Origin of the sequence: Ferrovibrio xuzhouensis, from assembly GCF_042648965.1 — a bacterium.
GTDB lineage: Bacteria > Pseudomonadota > Alphaproteobacteria > Ferrovibrionales > Ferrovibrionaceae > Ferrovibrio > Ferrovibrio xuzhouensis.
Map to the genome: position 1 here is coordinate 78,947 of NZ_JBHRYJ010000007.1, position 21,276 is coordinate 100,222.

The following is a 21,276-nucleotide window of genomic DNA, read 5'->3' on the forward strand; positions in this document are numbered from 1 at the left end:
CTCTCTCGACTGCCCGGACTCAACCCGTCCCGGCAGCCCTCTCACTCTCGAAATGCTCTTCGCTGCCGGCACGAAAAAAGCGCCCCGGCCGAGTGGCGGGGCGCTTTGAGGTGTCAGGTCCAGTATCCGTCCACGATCTCGCTGGTGACGAGCATGCGCGCTTTGCGGATCAGGTCATCGCCGCTCGTGTCGACGTGTCCGAAGAACCTGGCGCGCGCACCGTTCGCGGTCCAATCGGCATAGGAGCAATATTCACGGGTCTCGGCCCGGAATGCCCGCATGCCGCTGGCCCAATGGGGCTTGGGCTCTATGATGACGGTGATGCCGTCTCTGGTCTCTGGCCAGGGGAGCGACCGTTCGGAAGGTGGCTGCTCGTGATCGGCTGCGAAGATGGCGTCGATGTCCATCATGGCATCTCTCCCGGCGCATCGGGATGTACGAAGCCGTTCGGGTCTTCGGGATCGGGCGGCAGATAGACGTCATAAGGATTGCCGTCGGCGAGATGGCCGAAGGGTGTGAAGACGAAATCACCATCATCCCGCCCCACCGCACAGATGACGTAACGCGCAGTGCCGGTCACGGCGTCGAGGCATTCCATGAGTGCGAGGTTGCCGTCGCCCGCGGCGCGCAGCAGGGTCTGAAAATTGGTTCGGGCGAAGGAGGGGATGCTCATATCCGGTCTCCCGCGTCGGCGATGGTCTCGGCGAGCCAGCCATCGGTGTAGATCCAGTCCACGGTCTCGCCTGAGGCGAGATCGAGGACATGCGCGCCGCCGCCGAAGCCGTCGAGCCGGGGCTTCGAGCAGGTGTTGGCATATTGGAAACCCCAGCGGCCGGTCAGACCGAATTCCGTGGCGCAGTGCTTCACGAACTGGATCAGACGCTCGGGATCACCGGTGATGTCGTCGCGCATCCAGAGCTGGGTTCCGCCATGTTCGGGCTGGATCGAGAGGAGGAAGCCCTCGGAGGGCGGTTCCTCCGAGGCGCCAACGTCGGACAGGCGGTTGTAGAGGTCGAGCGCGCGGGCGGCGTTCTCGGACGTGCCGACATCGAGCAGGCACGAGAAGTGGGTGAAATAGTCGGCCATGACAGGCTCCTGAAACGAAAATGCCCGGCCCGTTCGGCACAGCCGTTCAGGCTGTCGACCTCGGGACCGGGCGGATGAAAGATTGGGGTGGGATGCGCGGGGCGAACGGAGCCGCCCCGCGCTATTCGGCGGCGACGGCGTGCTGGAACTCATCCTCGTCGTCAGCGGTGTCTTCGTCCTCGCCGTCCTCGGTGAGGAAGTCCGGCAGGGCGGTGTCTTCGCCGGTATCTGCCTGATCGTCGGGCTCAAGCTGATCGCCATCGAGGGACGCCAAGCGCAGTGGTTCGGGTAGCCAGTTGGTTTCCGCCAGAAGGCGCTCGGCTTCCTTGGCCATGTCGCCTTTCTTCATGTGGTCGATGAGTTGGGCGGCCCGCTCGCCGGCGCCCTCACGGACGGCTTCGAGAATGCGGAGTTTGGTCACGCGGCCGAGATAGTTGCCGACCGTGGGCTTCCAGCCTGCGGCCACCATGTCCATCCCGGTCGCCCGCGCGAGCCGATCTGCCTGTGCCAGACGCACGTCGAGACCGTGCTGGCTGACGCCCGAGCCTGAATAGGGGTTCGGACGCTCGAACAGCGCGTTGACGCCGTAGCTGACGCAAAGCGCCAGCAGCTCCATGCGCGTGCCGTCATCGAGATGGGTCAGCCATTCCCAGAGCGCCCGATCGTCAGCGGGGACGTGATCCCCCCAGCGTTCGTGGCGATCGTTGACCGCCTGCGCCGATGGGCTGTCCTTCAATTCCTCGGACTGGGCCGAGAAGAAGATGTGGCGGACATTGGCCTCGAGGCAGCCGGTCGGGTTGGTGTGGATGAAGGTGTCGCTGAGAAGCTTGTGCAGCAACAGGGTCATCGCGACGTGCGGATTTTCCGCCAGCGCGTTGCGCAGCGCCAGGGTGCGATGGGCCGTCAGCTCGATGACGAGCCGTTCAGGCAACGGCTTGATGCCGTCTTCCTCATCGTCCTCGGGCTCGGCAGGCTTGCCGCCGATGGTGATGACTGCACGCTGGACGGTCGGCGTATCGGGCTGGTCGCCGCCGGACGCCTCGGCATCGGGCTCGGCCTGGCTCTCGTCCTCGGCACGGACATAGCCGCGGTCGATCGACAGTGAGCCGTCGGCGTCGAGGCTGACGAAGGCGCCGGCGATCGCGATGACGGCTGGATCGTAGCTGACCGGGCGGTTCTCGAAGGCTTCCAGGGCCTGTTCGATTTCACCGAGGCGCTGATCGATCTCGTCGGGCAGTTCGTCGGCTTCGGAATATTCCGCTTCGATCCGGTCATATTCCTCGCGTAACGCCTCGCGGGTCGCGCGTTCCTCGTCGGTCAGATCGACCGTGTTGCCGGAGAGTTCACGCAGACCATGGTCGTGGCCATAGGGGAAGCTCACCGCGACCTCGATCCACTTCCAGCCTTCCTCGGCGACCTGGTCGGCGGCTGTCTTCAGCTTCTCGGCCACCATGCGGTCGAGCAGGACCGGGTCTTGCAGCCAGCCGCCATCGTCGGACTGGAACAGATCACGCAGCATGATGCCGCCGGCGGCCTCGTAGGCGTCGACACCGACGAAGACGGCCCGTTTGTCCGAGGCGCGAACCGCGGTCTCGGTCAGCATCCGCCGGATGTGGTAGGGCTCCTTCTGCCAGCTATCCTTGATCGCGTCCCAAACCTGCTCCTGACGGGCATGGTCAGGGCTGACGGTGAAGGCCATGAGCTGTTCGAGCGTCATGCCGTCTTCGGCATAGATCTCGAGCAGGGTCGGTGAGACGGAGGTGAGGCGCAAGCGCTGCTTCACCACGGTGACGCTGACGAAGAAGGCGGCGGCGATGGCCTCCTCGGTCATGCCCTTGTCGCGCATGGCCTGAAAGGCGCGGTACTGGTCGAGTGGGTGAAGCGGCGCGCGTTCCATGTTCTCGACCAGCGACACTTCGTCGATCAGGATGTCGCTGTTGGCGTCGCCGATGACGCAAGGGACCGGAGCGTTCTTGACCAGGCGCTTCTGCTTCACCAGCAATTCGAGCGCGCGATAGCGGCGGCCGCCAGCTGGCACCTCGAACATACCGGTCTCATTGCCATCGCCATCGAGGACCGGGCGGACATGCAGGCTCTGGATGAGGCCGTGCCGGGTGATGGACTCGGCCATTTGCTCGATCGAGACGCCGGCCTTGACGCGGCGGACGTTGGACTGGCTCAGCACCAGCTTGTTGAAGGGGATGTCGCGCGCCGACGACAGGGTGATCTTCTGAACGGCAGTTGCCATGGACTTTACTCCGCGACGGGCGCCGAGAGCCTCTCTCTCGACCTCCAACCCGTCACGAAGCGAAGCGCCGCCCTCTCACTCTAAGGAGGGCAGCGCCACGGAAGCGGAAAGACGTGAAGCCGTAAGCCCGATTCCCCGCCTTTCCGGTTTTCAGGTCGATCATGCCGCCTGCCGTTCGTCGTCGGCCGAACCGACGTCGGAGCCGAGCTCGGCCTCCGGCAGGAGGCCGAGCAGCCAATCGGCCGCCTTGCTCGCCTGGGAGGCGGCGCGAACGATGGCGCGATTGTCCTCGCGCAGCACCTCCAGCCAGGAGCCGATATAGTCGGCGTGGCGGACGGTGGGCGTGATGCCGAGGGAGGCACAGCAGAAGGCTGCGTTGATCTCGGCCACCAACTCTTCGAAGGCGTATTTCCTCGTGCCGAAACCGCCGGTCAGGTCGCGGCCGAGCCGGGACATGTGGCCGGTGGCGTGGGTCTTATGCCGATATCGGCATAACGGTCATTATGCCGGAAGTGGGATTATGCCGCATGGCCGAGTGCGGTGGCTGGTTTGCCGAGGTTCGGCCATGCAGCGGTTCGGCATATTCAGAGCGATTCCAGGAAGGCGAGCAACTCGTCGTTAGGACGATACCGCCCCGGATGCGTTTCCGGGTTGGCGACCTGAGCGAGCGCTTTTTCCTTCAGCCGCATGTCGGCGTGGATATAGATTTGAGTGGTCTCCACGGATTCATGCCCGAGCCAGAGGGCGATTACAGACTGGTCGACGCCATGGTGCAGCAGTTCCATCGCAGTGCTGTGGCGCAGCGTGTGTGGCGTGACTCGCTTGCCGGCGAGGCTCGGGCAAGCTCGTGATGCCGTCAGGCAATGCTTCCGCACCAGATGCTCCAAAGCATCCCGGCTGAGTTGCTCGCCTCGGATTGACGGGAACAATGGCCCGTCGCTGTCGCGGCGTTCGCCTACCCAGACCTGGATCAGTTTCGCCGTATCGCGACGAAGGGGTGTGCTTCGTTCTTTTCGCCCCTTGCCGATGCAGCGGATGTGAGCGCCGGTGCCGAGAACCACGTCTTTGCAGCGCAGGTTGACCAGTTCGGACGCCCTTAGCCCGGTCTGGAGTGCAAGCACCAGCAGGACGTGATCTCGCCGCCCGACCCAGGTCGTTCGATCCGGCGCGGCCAGCAGCGCCGCTATCTCATCAGCGTCGAGGAATGTGACGCTGCGCTTCACATATCGCTTGTTCGGCATGGAGAGAATGCGCTGGCAATGAAGCAACCAACCCGGGTCGGTCAATGCGACGTATCGGAAGAATGACCGGATGGCTGCAAGACGCGTATTGCGGGTGCGGGCCGTGTTGCCGCGCGCCGTTTCCATATGGGTCAGGAAGTCGGCGACGAGATCGGCATCGAGATCTTCGATCGTGAGCTTTGTGGGCGGCTTTCCACATCGTGAACTTGCATATCGGACCAGCAGCCGGAATGTGTCCCGGTAGCCAGCGACGGTGTGGCGGCTCGCTTCCATTTGCGTGCAGAGCCGGTCAGTGAAGAAGCGCTGGATCAGCGTGGGGAAGTTGGTCGCCTTCATCGACCTTCCTCCGCCGCCGCGCCTGTTATTCGAGCGGAGGCCAGTTCCAGCAGTTCCGGGACCGCTTCCAGATACCAGTATGTGTGGGCGGTGTTTGCATGACCGAGCCATGTCGTAAGCTTGATCATCTCGCGACCGACGTCTTTGCCCGACCGATACCAACTCAGCATGGTCTGCACCGCGAAGGTGTGACGAAGATCATGGATGCGCGGGCCACGGCCGTGCCGAAGATAAAGCTGCCGCTCTCGCAGCCCGATCTTCTGGCATACATGTGCGAAGTTGTAGCGCGCACCGCAGTCGCCAAGACGACGCCCCTCACAGGTCACGAAGAACGCTTCCGGCCTGCGCCCGAGCAGCCGGTCCCGCTCGCGACTATAGCTTTCCAGCCGTTCCACGACGCTCGGGTCCAGCGGCAGCAACCGCTCCTTGCCGAGCTTGCCCTGCCGGACATGAAGCACACCGGATTCGACATCGAGATCGGCAGGATCGAGACCGAGAGCTTCGCTGATGCGGAGCCCCGTCACGGCGATCAGACCGAACAGCGTCGAGCACGTCAGGCCGCGCATCCCGTAGGTCGATGGCAGCGATCGCGCATGCTCGATGATCGCAACGATTTCGGCGTCACTATAAATATATGGATGCACACGTTGAACGCGACCGGGCACCAATCCCCGGGGCGGGGCCTCGTGCCTGGGATCCTGTCCATGCAGCCACTCGGCGAACTGGCGGGCCACCCTGAAGCGTGTTGCCCGTGTTCCGGGACTTGCAGAGGGAAGGCTTTCGAGCCAGCGCATGATCAGGTTGGCGCTGACGTGCAGCGCGCCGTCGCTGTCGGCGAAGGTGACGAAGCGGCGTAATATCCGTCCATCCGTGGTCATTGCAGTGCCGAGCTGTCGTCTGACGGTCAGATAGCAGTCCATTTCGGCAAGGAAGCTCATCGTGCCACCTCCGCAACAGGCCAAGGCTGGGCAATGGAGCGCAGCCCGTCCGTATCGAGCTTGGCGTAGATCATCGTCGTCGCCCGCGATCGATGCCGCAGCAGATCGCCGATCTCTTCCAATGACGCACCGGCGCGAACCATGTTCGTCGCCAGGCTGTGGCGCAGAACATGCGATCCCACATAGGGTGTCGGGGGCTTCACGCCCGTCGCCGCGAACGCCTCCTTCAATATCGTGTTGATGACCTGGCTGTCCTTGAACGGACGGTTGGGCGCTCGATGCGTCACGAACAACATGCGCGTGGTCGCTGAAGTTCGCTCCTCCTGTAAATACCGAATGATGGCTTCGCCGACGTCCGGCGGGATTGGCAACCGGTCATGTTGCTGCCCTTTTCCACGAACCATCAGTTCGCCGGCGCGCCAGTCGATGTCATCCAACTGGATCGCGATAATCTCCGGCGCACGCAGGCCGAGACGAGCCATCAGCAACAGCATGGCGTAGTCGCGGGCACCACGCCGCGGATTGGTGCGCACCGACGCGACGACGGCCTCCACCTCATCAGGCGACAGATAACGAGGGAGCCTCGCGCCCCAAGGTTTGTGGACTCTGGGGACGCAGAGCGAGAGGTTGGTCGTCGTGAGGCCCTGGGCGAACAGATACTGGAAGAAGCTGCGCAGATGCGTGGCCGGCGTCTTGTCGCGGAACGGGCGCTTGCGTGAGAGAAGGTGCTCCATGAACGCCACGACATCCCGCACGTTCAGCGCCGGCAGGTCGAGCACATTGTCGCCGAAGCGATGGTCGAGAAAGCGATCCGCGAACCGGAGCACGTGATAGATCGTACGCGGGCTGAGACCGCGTTGCCGCAGAAGATAGGTTTCGAAGTTGCTCAGCAGCTCTGCGCGCTCGGCCTGCGCAGGTGTCAGCGGCGGTCGTGTCGCCACGCCGATTTCAATCAGATGCGCGACGAACAGCCTGGCAAGATTGGGAACCTTGATCTGGCTCTGCGGTGTCGCTGGCAATCGACATCCCAATTCAACAGCAAGATCTGGCGTCAACGCCGACGGTGCAATGGCCTCGTCATCGAGCAAGCGACCGAAGCGTCGAAGCAAATAACGATAATTTTTCAGCGTATCCGGTTTGTAGTTTCTGGACGCAAGGCTTTCTTCGAATGATGCGAGATACTGATCAAGGCATGTATGATCGGATTTTTCCATTTCTGTGCTCCATGTTGGTGGAGCAATGAACTTCGCGCCAAATCCCCGCTTTGTGACCAGTCGATCTTCATCTGAGGGCACGTGCGGCCAAGACAATATTTCGACGTCACCTCTTCAACGCTGACCCGCATATAGAGTTCTTGACGTGGCTGCCCGGACTTTCGTATCTAAAATTATGGGGATTGCGAGCTCCCCACGAGGCGCCAGCCGAAGATCGCGTTCCTGTTCAACCCCGGCCACGGAGGAACGCACATGCCTGCGCCCAATGCCATTTCGTTCGATAAACTCACCCGCATCATCGGAACCCCTCGAGCGCCGCTCTTGCTCGACGTGCGGTCCGAGGAGGATTTCGCGACCGATCCACGGTTGCTCCCTGGCGCCGCCCGGATCGATGACCAGGCGCTCGCCGCGCTCGCGTCACAACTCGGTGGGCAGCCGTCCATTGCCGTCTGTCAGGCCGGCCACCGGCGCAGCCAGGGCACGGCTGCCTGGCTTCGCGCCGAAGGCTGCTCCTCGGAATATCTCGAGGGCGGGTTCGATGCTTGGCGAGCGGCCGGACTCCCGTTGATCGATCCAGGCAAGTTGCCGGCGCGCGATGCGCAGGGCCGTACCATTTGGGTCACCCGCTCCCGCCCCAAAATCGACCGCATCGCCTGTCCTTGGTTGATCCGGCGCTTTCTCGATCCCCGTGCGATCATCCTGTTCGTTGCCCCCGCCGAAGTGGTGGGCGTCGCCGAGCGCTACAATGCCGCGCCCTTCGACATCGAGGGCGTGTTCTGGAGCCATCGGGGCGAGCTCTGCACCTTCGATGTGATGCTGGCCGAGTTCGGCCTAGGCATTCCCGCCCTCGACCGCCTGGCCGCCATCGTTCGCGGAGCCGATACCGCTCGGATGGACCTCGCACCCGAAGCCGCCGGTCTGCTTGCCGCTTCGCTCGGCCTGTCGCGGATGTATTCCGACGATCTGGAACAACTAGAGGCCGGGATGCTCCTCTATGACGCCTTTTATCGATGGGCACGGGACGCGACCGACGAGACCCATAACTGGCCCACTAACAAGCCGAAGGCAGAATGATGCAGGACCGCGCATATCCAACCCTTGGTGCGGCCACCCGCATCTGGGCCCGCATTGGCCTGCTGAGCTTTGGCGGCCCCGCAGGACAGATCGCGCTCATGCATCGCATCCTCGTCGAAGAACAGCGCTGGCTGGGTGAGAAGCGGTTCCTTCATGCGCTCAACTACTGCATGCTGCTGCCGGGGCCGGAAGCCATGCAACTCGCCGTCTATATCGGCTGGCTGATGCATCGCACCCTCGGCGGCATCATCGCGGGCATCCTCTTCGTGCTGCCGGGCGTCGTGGCGATCATGGCACTCAGCTGGGTCTATGCGCTTTACGGCAATGTCGGGCCAGTCGAAGCTTTGTTCTTCGGGCTCAAGGCCGCGGTGCTGGCCATCGTGGTGCAGGCGGTCATCCGGATCGGCTCGCGTGCACTGAAGAACGGGGCGATGGTCACCATCGCCGCCGCCGCCTTCGTAGCGATCTTTGGCTTCGCCATCCCTTTCCCGCTCATCATCCTGATTGCTGGCTTGATCGGGTTCTTCGGCGCCCGTGCGGGTCTGCCTGCATTTCATGGTGGCGGCGGACACGGCAAGGTGGGCAAGGTCCAGGTCGATGACGCCGACACCCTCCTCGGCGAAGAATCGCCGGCTCACACGCAGGTCAACCGAGGGTGGGCGTTTCGCGTCTCGGCAGCGTTCCTCGTGCTCTGGTTGGTCCCGGTCGCCCTGCTGTTCGCCGTCTTCGGTCCGGCCAACGTTTTTGCCCAGATCGCAGGCTTTTTCAGCGTCATGGCCGTGGTGACCTTCGGTGGCGCTTATGCGGTCCTTGCCTATGTCGCGCAGGAGGCAGTTCAGAACTACGGCTGGCTCGCCCCCGGCGAGATGCTGGACGGGCTCGGCATGGCCGAGACTACGCCCGGGCCCCTAATCATGGTGACGCAGTTCGTGGGCTTCATGGGAGCCTTCCGCGATGCGGGCGGACTGTCGCCGTTGATGGCGGGAACGCTGGGCGGGCTGCTGACGACATGGGTTACGTTCACACCCTGCTTCCTCTGGATATTCCTAGGTGCCCCGTTCATCGAGCGCTTGCGCGACAACAAAGTGCTGACAGCAGCCCTGACGGCGATCACGGCCGCCGTCGTGGGGGTGATCATGAATCTTGCGGTCTGGTTCGGTCTGCATGTTGTTTTCGATGAGGTGCAGACGATCACGTCTTTCGGCCTCGATCTCGATGTGCCCGTCTGGTCCACAATGAACCTGTCTGCTGCGGCGTTGGTCCTTGCCGCGCTTGTCGCGGTTTTCCGCTTCAAGCTCGGCCCAGTGACGGTTCTCGCCGGGTGCGCAGCGGCTGGTCTGGTTCTTGGGGTGGCCAACATTGCATAACGGTGATCCGCTCTCGCGATCCAAGTGAGAGCCAAAGGGCCCATGACGAGATTGATAAGGGGACAACGCCGCATTTCGTCAAAGCCCCACCCGGACAATCGGATCGTGGGCACGCTAACCCCTAACCGAATTCCTCAGCTCCCTTGAGTTTCGTTTGGGCGTCGGTTTATGCCGAGCGCAAAGAGGACTATGGCCTGCAATTACAGCAGAGCGCTTGCGAAGTCGGCATAATCCCACTTCCGGCATAATGCCCCAGTTCGTGCAGGGCCGTGCGGTGCCAGTTGATCGGCTCGAAATAGGCCTGCTGCGGCGGCACCTGCACATAGTCGTGTGCCGGCACATAGAAGGCGCGGTCGCCGCCGATGCGGAAGTCGATGCCGGTTGCCTGGATCAGGGTCTCGACGCGCGGTTCGATGAGGCCGGGCGGAGGGGGTGGAGCGACGGCCGTGATGTCCTCCGGCAGGCCGTCGCATTGCGCGGCATTGAAGACGGTGAAGCGCTTGAGGAACGGAATCGCGGCGGCGTCCTCGCCGGTCTCGCGGGCGCGGCGCTTCTCGTCTTCCGGCGTGAAGCGATCCGCATAGACGACGGTCGTGCCATGCTCGCCCTTGCGGACATTGCCGCCCAGCGACAGCGCCTGGCGGAAGGTGAGCCAGCTCTGGCCGGGAAAACCGTGCTGTATCACGGCGCCCCACAGGATCAGCACGTTGATGCCTGAATAGTGCCGCCCGGTTGCGGCGTTCCGCGGCATAGCGAGCGGCGCCTTGGCCGCGGCCGAACCCCATGGCTGGACCCAGGGCGCACGGCCAGCTTGCAGCTCGACGATGATCTTGCCGGTGATGTCGTCGTAGAGGCTCGCCCGGCAGGAGCCGGCGCGTGCGTTGTGACTTTTCCTGAACATCGCGGTTCTCCGCGACGGGCGCCGGAAACCTCTTCTCCAGCCCTCAACCCGTCACGGGAAACCCGTCCGCACTCTCACTCTAATGGGGCGTTGCGGGGATCTCCCCGCAGAAGGGGTCGGCAGAGACCCTGGCTCGGCCGCAGGGGAAGGCTTTCCCCCTTATCAGGCCTGTTCTCATGGGTTTCCTTGAAAACTGTCAGAAACTCGCATATGTTTCCAACAGGAGAAAGACGATGACACGGCTGACCGAACAGATTCTGTCGCATGCGACGGGCTTGCCCGAAGGCGCACCTGTGTCCGCCAAAGGATTACTCCACCTTGGAAATCGAGCCGCGGTGGATCAGGCGTTGTCGCGCCTGACGGAGCGCGGGCAGCTCATCCGCGCCGGTCGCGGCGTCTATCTGCGCCCCATCGCCAGCCGGTTCGGCACCCGCACGCCTTCGGTCGAGCAGGCCGTCGAGGCCCTTGCAACCCAAAAGGGAGAGATCATCGTCTCGAACGGCGCCGCCGCAGCGAACGCCCTTGGCTTGACGACGCAGGTGCCTGTCCGTTCGGTCTATCTGACCTCCGGGCGCAGCCGAAAGATGCACCTTGGCAAGCAGGTCGTGGAATTGCGGCACGCGCCGCGCTGGCAATTGGCGCTGGCTAACCGGCCGGCAGGGGAGGTCGTGCGAGCGCTGGCGTGGCTCGGCCCAGAGAAAGCAGAAACGGCGCTCAAGACGTTGAAGCGCAAGATGCCGCCCGGCGTGTTCGGAGAACTGGTCGCCGCCGCGCCGCAGCTTCCGACATGGCTCGCCCAGAGCGTCGGAAAGGCGGCATATGGCTGACGTCTTTCTCCAGCTTTCGGCCGAGGACCGGCGCGACGCGCTGGGTGTCGCGGCCGACCGCTCGGGCCGTCCCACCCATCTTCTCGAAAAGGATGTGTGGGTAGTGTGGGCGCTTGCGACCCTATACGCCGCGCCGCTCGGCGAGCACCTGGTGTTCAAGGGCGGCACGTCGCTGTCGAAGGCCTATCACGTCATCCGCAGGTTTTCGGAGGACGTGGATCTGACCTATGACATTCGGGCGATTGCGCCCGATCTGGTCGGGGACAATGGCGAGGGGTTGCCGAAAACCCGAAGCGAGGAAAAACGCTGGTCGAGCGAGGTCCGTCGGCGGTTGCCGGCATGGGTCGCGGAAACCGTGCGGCCCGTGATCGCGAACGCACTGGCCGCCGAAGGTCTGGCGGGGGCCATCCGCGTCGAGGATGACAAGCTCTTCATCGACTATGAGGCAACCGCAGCCGGGTCCGGCTATGTCGCGCCCAGCGTCATGCTGGAGTTCGGCGCCCGCTCGACGGGCGAACCGGCGAGCCTGCGCGATGTCTCCTGTGACGCCGCCGGCCTGATCGACGGACTGGTACTCCCGACGGCGCGGCCGCGTGTCATGCACGCGGAGCGGACCTTCTGGGAGAAGGCGACCGCTATCCATGTCTTCTGCCTCCAGGAGCGGCTGCGCGGCGACCGCTTTGCGCGCCACTGGCACGATGTTGTCCGGCTGGATGAAGCCGGCTTCGCGGAAGGAGCTTTCGCTGATCGCGAACTGGCCAACGCCGTCTCCCGGCACAAGTCGATGTTCTTCGCAGAGAAAGCCGCCGACCGCACGCCGATCGACTATGCAGCGGCCGTCAGCGGCGGCTTACAGCTCGTGCCGGTCGGCGATGGCACGAAGGCGCTAAAGGACGACTATGCCCGCATGGTCGAGGATGGGCTGCTCTTCGACGACGCCGAGCCGTTCGAGGCGCTCATGGCGCGATGCGCAGATATAGCCGCGCGCGCGAACAACGCAGCCAAATAGGAAGTTGGGGGATCGGGGGGATATGAGCCAAGTCGCAGAGGAGCGAAAATTCCAGTTTCTACGGAACGGCGATGCCGATCCATCGGAACTTGACTGGAGCAAGGGGATCGAGAGCGCCCGCCAGGCGATTTCCGAGACCATGAACGCCAAGAATATCGCGTTTTTGCTCGGCGCCGGATGTTCCTCTCTGATGAGGGACAAAAAGGAACTCGGCATTGCAACCATGGAGCCCTTGGCCAAGGAGTTTTGCGGGGAAACCCTCGAGGCGCGCGCGGCAGGATTCTACGCTGATCCGCCGGTAGCCGGCGCTGCACCGGCACCATGGCGGCTGACCAAGGTGGAGCTTGACTATCTTGATGCGCTCGGGATCGACCTAGCGAAGGATTACAGCCGTAACCTGGAACGCTTGATGGAGGTGTTATTTGCGCAGCGGTTCGTGCTGCGTCAGAGCAAGAATCCTGATCTTCACCCCTATCGCGATATTCTCGATGGTATCATCAAGAAGGTTCAGGATTTCCTGTGGATCCGTGTCACCCAAGGGGCCTTCGCCACGGAGGGCGACACCACGGTGCGCGATCTCTATGAGCGGTTTTACAAGAAGCTAGTCCTGAGAGATCGGTCCTTGCCCCGGCCGTGGGTGTTCACGACCAACTACGATCATTTCAACGAATTGGCGATGGATCGCTTGGGCATTCCATATGCCAACGGCTTTTCCGGCGTGGTTGAACGCCGCTTCAACCCGGCGATCTTCCGCTATGCCCTGGCCGAGCAGCTCGACGTTGCCAGCCGCAAATGGACCGCTGTCGATGCCTTCGTCTATCTCTGCAAATTGCATGGTTCGGTCACTTGGACCGAGGACGATCATGGGCTGTTCCCGATCAAGGAAGTCTGGCCGCCAGAGTCCACGAACCAGATGCTGATCTATCCGACGCCGGCGAAGCAGAACTCTTCGCTTGGCTCGCCCTATGCCGACCTGTTCCGGGAATTTCAGTCCCGGATCGTGCGAGAGCAGAGCGTTCTCATCACAGCCGGCTACGCATTCGGCGATGAGCACCTGAATAACATCATCTACCAGGCGCTAACGATTCCGACTTTCCGTCTGGTGGTCTTCGCGTCGCCGGATACCGCCGGAGAGATCGCCAAGCTGCGAGCGCTGCGCGATCCGCGCATTTGGATCATTGGAGGTGACGGCCCTGCTGAGGGAAGCAGGGCGCACTACTTCGACATGATCGTCGAGCACTTCATGCCACAGCGCCCCAGCGACAGGATCGATGAGGCCGTTCGCAAGGTGTTATCCGATCTGGCGCCGAACAGGGATGACGAGAAGAAGGATGACGGGGCATGAGCCACGACGATCGCAAGCGCGCGATCGGCAAGGTGGTCTCGGTCGCGGCCGACCGCTTCGTCGTCGAGATGCACGCCGGCACCGACAATTTCACGGTCGTCGGCTTCGATGACGTGCATTATGTGGCGCGGCTGGGGTCATTTTTGATGATCCCGGCGCAGTCGGAATATGTCGTGGTCGAGGTTGTTGGCCTGCGTGAACGCGATGCAAGCACGCCGTCCGAGCGGGGTGATTTCGACCGGGCCGGTTCTTCCAAATATCTGGATGTGGTGCCTGTCGGCATGCTGCCGATGCGTGGCGGCGCGTTCCGTTTCGGCGTGTCCGTTTTCCCGTCCCTCTATGCGGACGCCCTCTATGCGTTGGACGGCGAGCTCGACCGCATCTTCGAGACAGAGGCTGCCGTTGAGCCGTCAGTCGGCCCGGATGGCGGCGCCTGCCAACCCGAGGGGGCCACGCGCTATCGGGTTCTGCCCATCGGCAAGTCGGTGGTGTTCGAGGACTATGACGTCAAAGTCCGTCTGAACGAGTTCTTCGGTGGCCACGTTGCCGTCCTGGGTAACACCGGCAGCGGGAAGTCATGCACGGTTGCGTCGGTCTTGCAGTCTCTTTTCGACAAGCCGGACGAACATCACGCCCGCGGCGCGACGTTTATCGTCTTCGACGTGAACGGCGAGTATCACGAAGCGCTTGCGCCTTTGGCAAAAGACGGCGGCATCGGCGTCCATCGCGTAATCCTTGATGGGACGACAGCCGGCTTTCGGATGCCGCACTGGTTCCTGGAAATGGCAGAATGGGAACTGCTTTTGCAGGCCAGCGAGCGAACGCAACTGCCTGTCCTTCGGACGGCGTTGGGTCTGACAAGTCTCCTCCACGCCAACACGCCAGACGCCCTGGCGTTGCGCGAGCACTTTGTCGCCACTTGCATCATCGAGTGCTTTCGAGGTGCAGATGGTGACTCCCCAGTGTCGAAATTTCAGCGCGTCGTTTCTCTTCTTCAGAAATATCCGACGAACGATCTGAATATGGCGCTGCTGAACCGCTTTAATCCGAATTTTCAGTACGGAAATTTTTCGGGGAACAACCAATCGGCATTTCTGGACGAAGTGAGGAAGAAGCTCCGGGAGGATGCACCCTTACCAGCCTACAGTCGGACGCCATTTTCTTTTGATGAGCTGCACGAGTGTATCGACTTCGCGATTCTCTATGAGGAGGCTCACGGCAACCGCCAAATCCGAGACTACTGCTCGTCCATGGTCACTCGGCTCAGATCTCTCCAGGAGCGGACGGAATATGCCTTTCTGCGTCACGAAGGCCCCGACGTTGGCGCGGCTGTAAGCGATCTGGAGTTCTTGACCAACATTGTCGGTCTGGAAAGGGCTGCTGGTGAAGCGTTCACCAAACGCAATCAGGTCATTATTATTGACCTGAATTCTGTCGAAGACGAAATCGTTGAACTGGTCAGTGCGGTCATCGCACGCATGCTTTTTCGGTTCCTTCGCCATGCGGAACCAAGAAACCGCTTCCCGATACACCTGCTGCTCGAAGAGGCCCACAGGTATGTCGCCTCTACGCCATCCCGCTTTTCCATCGACGCCACAAAGATATTCGAGCGCATCGCAAAGGAAGGGCGCAAGTACGGCATGTTCGTGATCTTGGCCTCCCAGCGCCCGAGCGAGCTGTCAAAGACGGTTCTCAGCCAGTGCTCCAACTTTCTGGTTCACCGTATCCAGAATCCCGACGATCTCTCCCAAATTCGTCAGATGACACCGTTCATTTCAGAATCGGTCCTGAAACGGTTGCCATCATTGCCTCGGCAGCACGCGCTGGTGTTCGGAACCTCGGTCAATCTCCCGACGACATTCAAAGTGCGGGAGGCATCACCGCGGCCGCGCAGCGACGATACCGCCGTGGTCGATTTGTGGTTCCACGAGGAAGGTCGAGCCGCTGACATTCGCCTCGCGCTCCGCCGGGCCGAGGCCGCTGCTGCGGCGGATGAAGTGGAGCCGATGGCGGTAAACGAAGCGGCGGACGATGACTTCTGACAATCTGGAGACCCTGGCGCAAACACTGGAGGCTACGGGAGATTACCGGGTCATTCGGCGTCTTAAGCCGCGCCCTCGCACCATTCCGCCTCCCGGCATGCAGCTGCGCCTTGGCCTGGTGGTCGATGTGGAGACCACGGGACTCGATCCTCAGCGCGACGAGATCATCGAACTCGCCATGACGCCATTCAACTACGGCCTGGATGGCACCGTTTTCAGCGTGGGCGACAGCTTCCAAGGGCTGCGTCAGCCGAGCGAGCCGATCGCGCCGGAAATCACCGCGATCACCGGCATCACGAATGAAATGGTGGCCGGCCAGGTCATCGATCCTGCCGAGGTTGCCAAATTCGCGGCCCCGGCCTCGCTCATCATCGCGCACAACGCGGCGTTCGATCGCCGCTTCCTCGAACGCTTCAGCGACGTGTTCTCGACGAAGCCCTGGGCCTGCTCGTTCAGCCAGGTTGACTGGGCGGCGGAAGGATTCGAGGGGGCGAAGCTCGCCTATCTCGCTCAGGCGGCCGGCTTCTTCTATGATCGCCACCGCGCGACGCACGACTGTCTTGCGACGATCGAGCTGTTGGCGATGCGGCTGCCCCGATCTGGCGTTACGGGCCTTAGTCGCCTTCTGGATGGCGCTCGTACTGTCGCCTGGCGCATCTGGGCGGAGAACTCGCCCTTCGACCTCAAGGATGTTCTCAAGGCGCGGGGATACCGCTGGAACGGCGATCCCGGCCCGGAGCCGCGCTCTTGGTACATCGACGTTCCCGAAGCTCAACGCGAGGCCGAGCTGCGGTTCTTGAGAACGGAGATCTATCGGTATGAGGCAGATCCACCGATCCGGCGGATCGATGCCTATGATCGGTTTTCAGATCGCATTTAAGCGCTGCCAAAAGGCGGGCTAACGCTTGCTTTGATCGTATCCGTTGCCGCCCTCGGTGTTTCCGGCCGCCTTCAATAAATCCCCGATGGAGCGTCTGCCGATCCGGCAGGTGGCCACCACACGGTCGTAGGACCTATGGTTGGCGATGCACTCCGTGTTCCGGCCCATGGCAAGTCTTTCCAGCGCGGCCTTGGCGGCAGGGCCGGTGGGTGAGTGGAGTTCGGGCGCGTAGAAATCCTCCAGTCGGATCTCTACCCAGTTGGCTGGCCCTTGACCCACGGCCACGCACAAGGAGTCGCCGTCACCGACATAGATCACAGGACCGGAGAAGTGCGCGCCGCGGTGGAGATAGGACGGCATCGGGCCGTGGTCGGGAATGGCTTTGCAGGGATCGGCCTTGGCCGCTGTCGCCGTGGTTAGCGCCGCCAGCACCGCTAGCCCGAATACGATGCGCATAATCGTTCTCACCTCCGCCTTATGGTGCGCCGGAGGCTCATGCCGCCGCTTTCAGGCGCTTCTTGGCGAGCATGGCGCGGACGAACTTGTCCCATTTCGCCATGCCTGCGCGCTTTTCCACCATGTAGTTCCAGCGGTCGTAGTGCTTGGAGCTGACGTCCTGCAAGGCGTGGTTCTGGAGGCGGTCGCGGATCTCTTTCGGAATGCCCGCCTTGCCGGCCAGGGTCTTGAAGGTGCGACGGAGGTCACGGTTGGTCGCATGGGGGATCACGCCGCGATCTCGCTGGCGCCAGACGAAGCTGTAGAGCGTGCCGTGGCTGACGGGCTTGGACGGGTCTTTGGCGGAGGGGAAGAACCAGCCATGTTCGTTCGGGATAATCGACTCGATCAGTTCGGCAGCCAACGAGGGCACCGGAACAGCGTGCGGCTGGAGGTTTTTAGTTTTGGTCCAGTCGATGATCCGTTCCCTGGCGTCCCATTGATCGACATGCAGACGAGCGATTTCCTCAACCCGTTGGCCGGTCAGCATGATGATCTGGACGGCGCGGGGATAGGAGGGATGAACCGGGGTGTCGGGGCATTCCAGCCAGCGATAGAGCCGAACGAACTCCTCTTCGCTCAACCAGCGTGTTCCGATGGTCTTGGGTTCGGTCGGTATACCGGCGGCGGGGTTGTAGGTCAGCCGGAAGCGACGCGTGGCGGTGGAGCGATAGTCGTGCTCGGATTTCAGGCCCCAGCTAAAGGCGGATCGAATGTAGCTGCGTACATGATCGGCCATTGAACGCTTGCCGCGCTCATAGATCGGGCGAATGATCGCTGTGATCTCATCCGGTTCGACGTCGCGGGCCGGACGGTTGCGCCCGAGCGTATCGGCGATCTTGTTGAGGCCCTTTTCCGCCTCCTTCCAAGACGGTTTCCCACCCTCCTTGAGATAGGCGACATACGCCTCGAAGAGGTCGGCTACGGTTCCCGGCCGGGTGTCGCCGGCGATCTTGATGCTACGGCCTTTTTGGATCAGCTCCGCGAAGTCGCGGTTGAATATCTCGCGAGCCTTGCTGAGGGGCATCGAGGGATACGAGCCGAGCTTCTTCTTGAGGCGCTTCTCGTCGCGCCATTGCTGCGCCATCCAGTCTGCGGTCACGCGGGTAGGCATGGGCTTCATCACCAGGACCAGTCGGCCCGTTCCGTGACCTTCGCCATCGACAAGGCTGAGCTGCTTGCCGGTCGTTTCCACCTGCTTCAGGGCTCGGCGAATTTCTCCATCTGTAAGGCTTGGCACTGGTGTTCTCCGTCGGCTTCCAACTGGGGTCGCTCGACGGGTTCGTGGGGTCGGCGACTGGGGTCAAAAGGGACCTTGATCCCCTTAAAACCGACCCCAATATGCCACAATGGCCGACTCTACGACAAGCCTAAAAGACGTTGTGTTTCAAGGTGATGTGGCGTGATTGAACGTGATCGAAAAGGCCGAGTGGGATGGTTGCGCCCCAGCCGGCCGCCGCGGCGGCCACAACAGAGTCCAGGCGCGGCTTCCTGGCCGCCAACTGGCCGCTGATGACCGCGGCTGGCGTGCTGATGGCCGGCGGTATCGCCATGGGCATGGCGGTGGGCAGCACCGGTCCGAAGGCGCAGCCGGCCACCGTGGTTGCCGCCGTCACACCACTGCCGGCACCGATGGTGCCGTCGTCTCCAGTGACCGCGCCGGGCGGCGACAGCACGCAGCAGCCGGCACCGCATATCGAGGGCGCCACCCTGTGGCGGCAGCGCGAGGAGGCGGCCCGCCGCCCGGCGCTGGCCCCGCCGCCACCGCCCGTTCAGGCCGCTGCCGTATCGAACGAAGCCCCACTCCCGATCCAGCCACAGCCTGCGCCGCAAAAAGCCGTGGCGCCCCCCGTTGCTGCCGCGCTGCCGCAGCAGGTTGCGGCTGTTGCGCCGCCGCCGGCCTATAGCGAACAGAACACGGCGATGAACCATGGCTCGCCGCAGGCCTGGCGGGCCCGCGCGGTGCCACCGCCGGCCGGCGCCAAACCGCCCTTCGTGGCCATCCTGATCGATGATGCCGGCCTCGATCGCAAGGATACTGCGCGCGCCATCGCCCTGCCGGGGCCGATCACCCTGTCGTTCATGACCTATGCCAACGAGCTGGCCGCACAGAGCCAGGCGGCGCGCGCCGCCGGCCATGAGCTGATGCTGCATATGCCGATGGAGCCGCTCGACCTGCCGCGCAACGATCCGGGGCCGAATGCGCTGCTGATGAAGCTCGACAGCGCCGAGATCCAGCGCCGGCTCGACTGGGATCTCGCCCGTTTCGACGGCTATGTCGGCGTGAACAACCACATGGGCAGCCGCTTCACCCGCGACAAGGACCGCATGGCCGAGGTGATGGCTGCGCTGCGCAAGCGGCAGGTGTTCTGGCTCGACAGCCTGTCCGGGCCGGGTTCGGTGGGCACCGAGGAGGCGCGTCGCGCCGGCCTCGATGCGGTCGAGCGCGACCTGTTCCTCGATGACAGCCGCTCGCCGGGGATTTCCTACGAACTGGCGGCGATGGAGCGGGTCGCGAAGGCACGCGGCGACGTGATTGCCATCGGCCATCCGCATCCGACGACGCTCGCGGCGCTGGAGAAGTGGATCGCCACGGCGAAGGACCGCGGCTTCAGCCTGGTGCCGATCAGCACCGTGCTGCTGCGCCGCCAGCAGATGGAGCGCTGAGCGCTCTCAGGCGTCCGGCTGCTGCGGACGGACCAGTCGCCAGGCGCGGCCTTCGGTAAATTTCCCCGCTTCGACGCGGATCATGCCGTCGGCATGGTCCTTCACCGTCAGGCGGTCCCCGGCAATCGCGTGAATGTAATCTTCCGCATGGCTGTAGCGGCCGGTGCGGGTCAGGCGGAAGCCGCTGCCGGGCGCGCCGGTCTCGACCGTGAACAGGAAGCTGCCGCCCGGCTTCAGGATGCGGGCGACCGCGCCGGTCAGCGCGTCGATGTCACCAATATAGATCAGCGTGTCGGCCGCCAGCACCAGATCGAAGCTGGCATCGGGCAGGGCGGCCAGCACGGCATGGATTTCGCCCTGGTGCAGGCTGTCGTAGATGCCGCGGCGCTGCGACTGTTCGATCATCGCCGGCGCGAGGTCGATGCCGTCCAGGCGGCGGGCATAGGGGCGGAAGGGCAGGCCGCTGAGGCCGGTGCCGCAGCCGAGATCGAGGATGTCGCGCCGGCGGTCGGGCAGGCAGAAGCGGCCGGCCAGGCCGGCCAGCATCTCCGGGCCGCGGTAGCCCAGCGATGCGAGATGGCTGTCGAAGCCGGCGGCATAGCCGTTGAACACCCAGGTCACATAGCCATCCGGCGCGCGGCCCGGGTTCTGCCCGGTCAGCATGGCCAGCAGGTGCGAGATCACGCCGGATTTCGGCGCCAGCGTGGCGGCGCGGCGCAGGCTGGAGGCGGCTTCGTCGGGCCGTTTCAGGTCGATCTGGCTGAGCGCCATGCCCAGCCACGACACCGCGCGCTCGGACTGGTCCAGCGCGCGTTCGAAGCACGACATGGCCTCGTCGTGGCGGCCGGCCTGCTGGGCCAGCATGCCGCGCTGTTCCCAGCCGAGGGCATCAAGGGTGGTGTCGTGTTGCATGCCCGGCAGGCTAGGAAGCGTGCCGGGCCGTGCCTACCCCATATATTTCAGATTCTTTTCCCCCGGTATACCATCCGCTAACCATACCCGGCCGGATTGCGGATGCAGGCTTCGACCTCGTCCAGCCGGTCCTTGCCGAAAAAGATCGCAGCGCCAACGAAAAAGGTGGGTGCCCCGAAGCTGCCGCGTTCGACCGAGCGGGCGGTATTATCCATCAGGCGCTGTTTCACTTCGGGCGTCTGCGCCTGCTCGAACAGCCGCTGCGCGTCGAGGCCGGATTGCGCCAGCGCGGCGCCCAACACCGCCGGGTCATCCATCTTCTTCGGCTCTTCCCACATGTGGTGCATCATGGCCTCCACATAGGGCATCAGGATGCCATCCATCTGTGCCGCCACGGCACCGCGCATCAGCATCAGCGTGTTGACCGGGAAATGCGGATTGAAGCGGTAGCCGGTGATGCCGTGCCGCCGGATGAAGCGCTGGCTCTCGATCTCCATGTAGTCGAGCTTGTTGCGGATGTCGCGATAGGCCTCGGCCGGCGAGCGGTTGTTGGTCAGCTTGAAGATGCCGCCGAGCAGCACCGGCACATAGTCGAACTGCGCGCCGGTGCGCTGTTCGATGGCAGGAATCACCCGGTGGCTGAAATAGGCGTTCGGGCTGCCGAAGTCGAAATGGAATTCCACGGTGGTCATGG

At 63.3% G+C, this 21,276-nt stretch carries 20 protein-coding genes and 1 pseudogene; 8 read left to right on the forward strand and 13 right to left on the reverse strand.

Going from position 1 to position 21,276, the window contains the following annotated elements:
• Positions 1-113 precede the first annotated feature (113 nt).
• From ACFOOQ_RS21390 to ACFOOQ_RS21425, 8 genes and pseudogenes are all read right to left on the reverse strand, one after another.
• Positions 114-410, reverse strand: coding sequence for a hypothetical protein (locus ACFOOQ_RS21390; protein WP_120216225.1), 297 nt, complete (start codon positions 408-410; stop codon positions 114-116).
• Positions 407-673: a DUF6117 family protein gene (locus ACFOOQ_RS21395; RefSeq protein ID WP_313519532.1), complete on the reverse strand. Its 267-nt coding sequence runs from the start codon at positions 671-673 to the stop codon at positions 407-409. Before ACFOOQ_RS21395 ends, ACFOOQ_RS21390 begins: the two co-directional genes overlap by 4 nt.
• The gene (locus tag ACFOOQ_RS21400) at positions 670-1,086 is read right to left on the reverse strand and encodes a hypothetical protein (protein WP_120216223.1); all 417 of its coding nucleotides are present in this window, start codon (positions 1,084-1,086) and stop codon (positions 670-672) included. Before ACFOOQ_RS21400 ends, ACFOOQ_RS21395 begins: the two co-directional genes overlap by 4 nt.
• A 121-nt stretch (positions 1,087-1,207) precedes the next feature.
• Positions 1,208-3,334 (reverse strand): ParB/RepB/Spo0J family partition protein, encoded by a 2,127-nt coding sequence (locus tag ACFOOQ_RS21405; RefSeq protein WP_120216222.1) that lies wholly within the window; start codon positions 3,332-3,334, stop codon positions 1,208-1,210.
• Positions 3,335-3,493: 159 nt separating this feature from the next.
• Positions 3,494-3,799 (reverse strand): annotated as a pseudogene (locus ACFOOQ_RS21410) (zincin-like metallopeptidase domain-containing protein); the annotation flags it as partial.
• Positions 3,800-3,918: 119 nt separating this feature from the next.
• Positions 3,919-4,911, reverse strand: a complete 993-nt coding sequence (locus ACFOOQ_RS21415) for a tyrosine-type recombinase/integrase (protein ID WP_036744228.1) — start codon at positions 4,909-4,911, stop codon at positions 3,919-3,921.
• A complete protein-coding gene (locus ACFOOQ_RS21420) occupies positions 4,908-5,849 on the reverse strand; it encodes a tyrosine-type recombinase/integrase (protein ID WP_036744226.1) in 942 nt (313 codons plus the stop codon). The genes ACFOOQ_RS21415 and ACFOOQ_RS21420 overlap by 4 nt, the downstream gene beginning before the upstream one ends.
• Positions 5,846-7,063, reverse strand: coding sequence for a tyrosine-type recombinase/integrase (locus ACFOOQ_RS21425; protein WP_036744225.1), 1,218 nt, complete (start codon positions 7,061-7,063; stop codon positions 5,846-5,848). The genes ACFOOQ_RS21420 and ACFOOQ_RS21425 overlap by 4 nt, the downstream gene beginning before the upstream one ends.
• Before the next feature lie 252 nt (positions 7,064-7,315).
• Between ACFOOQ_RS21425 and ACFOOQ_RS21430 the strand changes: the two genes are divergently transcribed.
• Together ACFOOQ_RS21430 and chrA are read left to right on the forward strand one after the other, a co-directional pair.
• Positions 7,316-8,137, forward strand: coding sequence for a chromate resistance protein ChrB domain-containing protein (locus ACFOOQ_RS21430; protein ID WP_036744223.1), 822 nt, complete (start codon positions 7,316-7,318; stop codon positions 8,135-8,137).
• A complete protein-coding gene (chrA, locus tag ACFOOQ_RS21435) occupies positions 8,134-9,504 on the forward strand; it encodes a chromate efflux transporter (RefSeq protein WP_379729734.1) in 1,371 nt (456 codons plus the stop codon). The genes ACFOOQ_RS21430 and chrA overlap by 4 nt, the downstream gene beginning before the upstream one ends.
• A gap of 187 nt (positions 9,505-9,691) precedes the next feature.
• On the opposite strand, the gene ACFOOQ_RS21440 is transcribed toward chrA, so the two are convergent.
• Entirely contained in the window at positions 9,692-10,405 is a 714-nt protein-coding gene (locus ACFOOQ_RS21440; RefSeq protein WP_449265832.1) for an ArdC family protein, read from the reverse strand.
• A 233-nt stretch (positions 10,406-10,638) separates the two neighbouring features.
• Here ACFOOQ_RS21440 and ACFOOQ_RS21445 point away from each other — a divergent pair, with 233 nt between their 5' ends.
• From ACFOOQ_RS21445 to ACFOOQ_RS21465, 5 genes are read left to right on the forward strand one after another with little or no spacing between them, the layout of a single operon-like run.
• Positions 10,639-11,232: a DUF6088 family protein gene (locus ACFOOQ_RS21445; protein WP_113480769.1), complete on the forward strand. Its 594-nt coding sequence runs from the start codon at positions 10,639-10,641 to the stop codon at positions 11,230-11,232.
• Positions 11,225-12,241 carry a nucleotidyl transferase AbiEii/AbiGii toxin family protein gene (locus ACFOOQ_RS21450; protein WP_379729735.1) on the forward strand — a complete coding sequence of 339 codons (1,017 nt, stop codon included), beginning with the start codon at positions 11,225-11,227 and terminating at the stop codon, positions 12,239-12,241. Before ACFOOQ_RS21445 ends, ACFOOQ_RS21450 begins: the two co-directional genes overlap by 8 nt.
• 22 nt (positions 12,242-12,263) lie before the next feature.
• Entirely contained in the window at positions 12,264-13,586 is a 1,323-nt protein-coding gene (locus ACFOOQ_RS21455) for an SIR2 family protein (RefSeq protein ID WP_120216219.1), read from the forward strand.
• Complete coding sequence (locus tag ACFOOQ_RS21460) at positions 13,583-15,628, forward strand: ATP-binding protein (RefSeq protein WP_379729736.1); 2,046 nt, start codon at positions 13,583-13,585, stop codon at positions 15,626-15,628. Before ACFOOQ_RS21455 ends, ACFOOQ_RS21460 begins: the two co-directional genes overlap by 4 nt.
• Entirely contained in the window at positions 15,618-16,508 is an 891-nt protein-coding gene (locus tag ACFOOQ_RS21465) for a 3'-5' exonuclease (RefSeq protein ID WP_379729737.1), read from the forward strand. The genes ACFOOQ_RS21460 and ACFOOQ_RS21465 overlap by 11 nt, the downstream gene beginning before the upstream one ends.
• Before the next feature lie 18 nt (positions 16,509-16,526).
• Here ACFOOQ_RS21465 and ACFOOQ_RS21470 read toward each other — a convergent pair whose 3' ends face one another.
• Both ACFOOQ_RS21470 and ACFOOQ_RS21475 read right to left on the reverse strand, forming a co-directional pair.
• Entirely contained in the window at positions 16,527-16,964 is a 438-nt protein-coding gene (locus ACFOOQ_RS21470) for a thermonuclease family protein (RefSeq protein ID WP_120216216.1), read from the reverse strand.
• A gap of 37 nt (positions 16,965-17,001) precedes the next feature.
• Positions 17,002-18,243, reverse strand: coding sequence for a tyrosine-type recombinase/integrase (locus ACFOOQ_RS21475; RefSeq protein ID WP_120216215.1), 1,242 nt, complete (start codon positions 18,241-18,243; stop codon positions 17,002-17,004).
• A gap of 194 nt (positions 18,244-18,437) precedes the next feature.
• Here ACFOOQ_RS21475 and ACFOOQ_RS21480 point away from each other — a divergent pair, with 194 nt between their 5' ends.
• Positions 18,438-19,670, forward strand: coding sequence for a divergent polysaccharide deacetylase family protein (locus tag ACFOOQ_RS21480; protein ID WP_379729738.1), 1,233 nt, complete (start codon positions 18,438-18,440; stop codon positions 19,668-19,670).
• Positions 19,671-19,676: 6 nt separating this feature from the next.
• Here ACFOOQ_RS21480 and ACFOOQ_RS21485 read toward each other — a convergent pair whose 3' ends face one another.
• Positions 19,677-20,582, reverse strand: a complete 906-nt coding sequence (locus ACFOOQ_RS21485) for a class I SAM-dependent DNA methyltransferase (RefSeq protein WP_379729740.1) — start codon at positions 20,580-20,582, stop codon at positions 19,677-19,679.
• A 77-nt stretch (positions 20,583-20,659) separates the two neighbouring features.
• Positions 20,660-21,274: a 2-hydroxychromene-2-carboxylate isomerase gene (locus ACFOOQ_RS21490; protein WP_379729741.1), complete on the reverse strand. Its 615-nt coding sequence runs from the start codon at positions 21,272-21,274 to the stop codon at positions 20,660-20,662.
• Between the last annotated feature and the right edge of the window lie 2 nt (positions 21,275-21,276).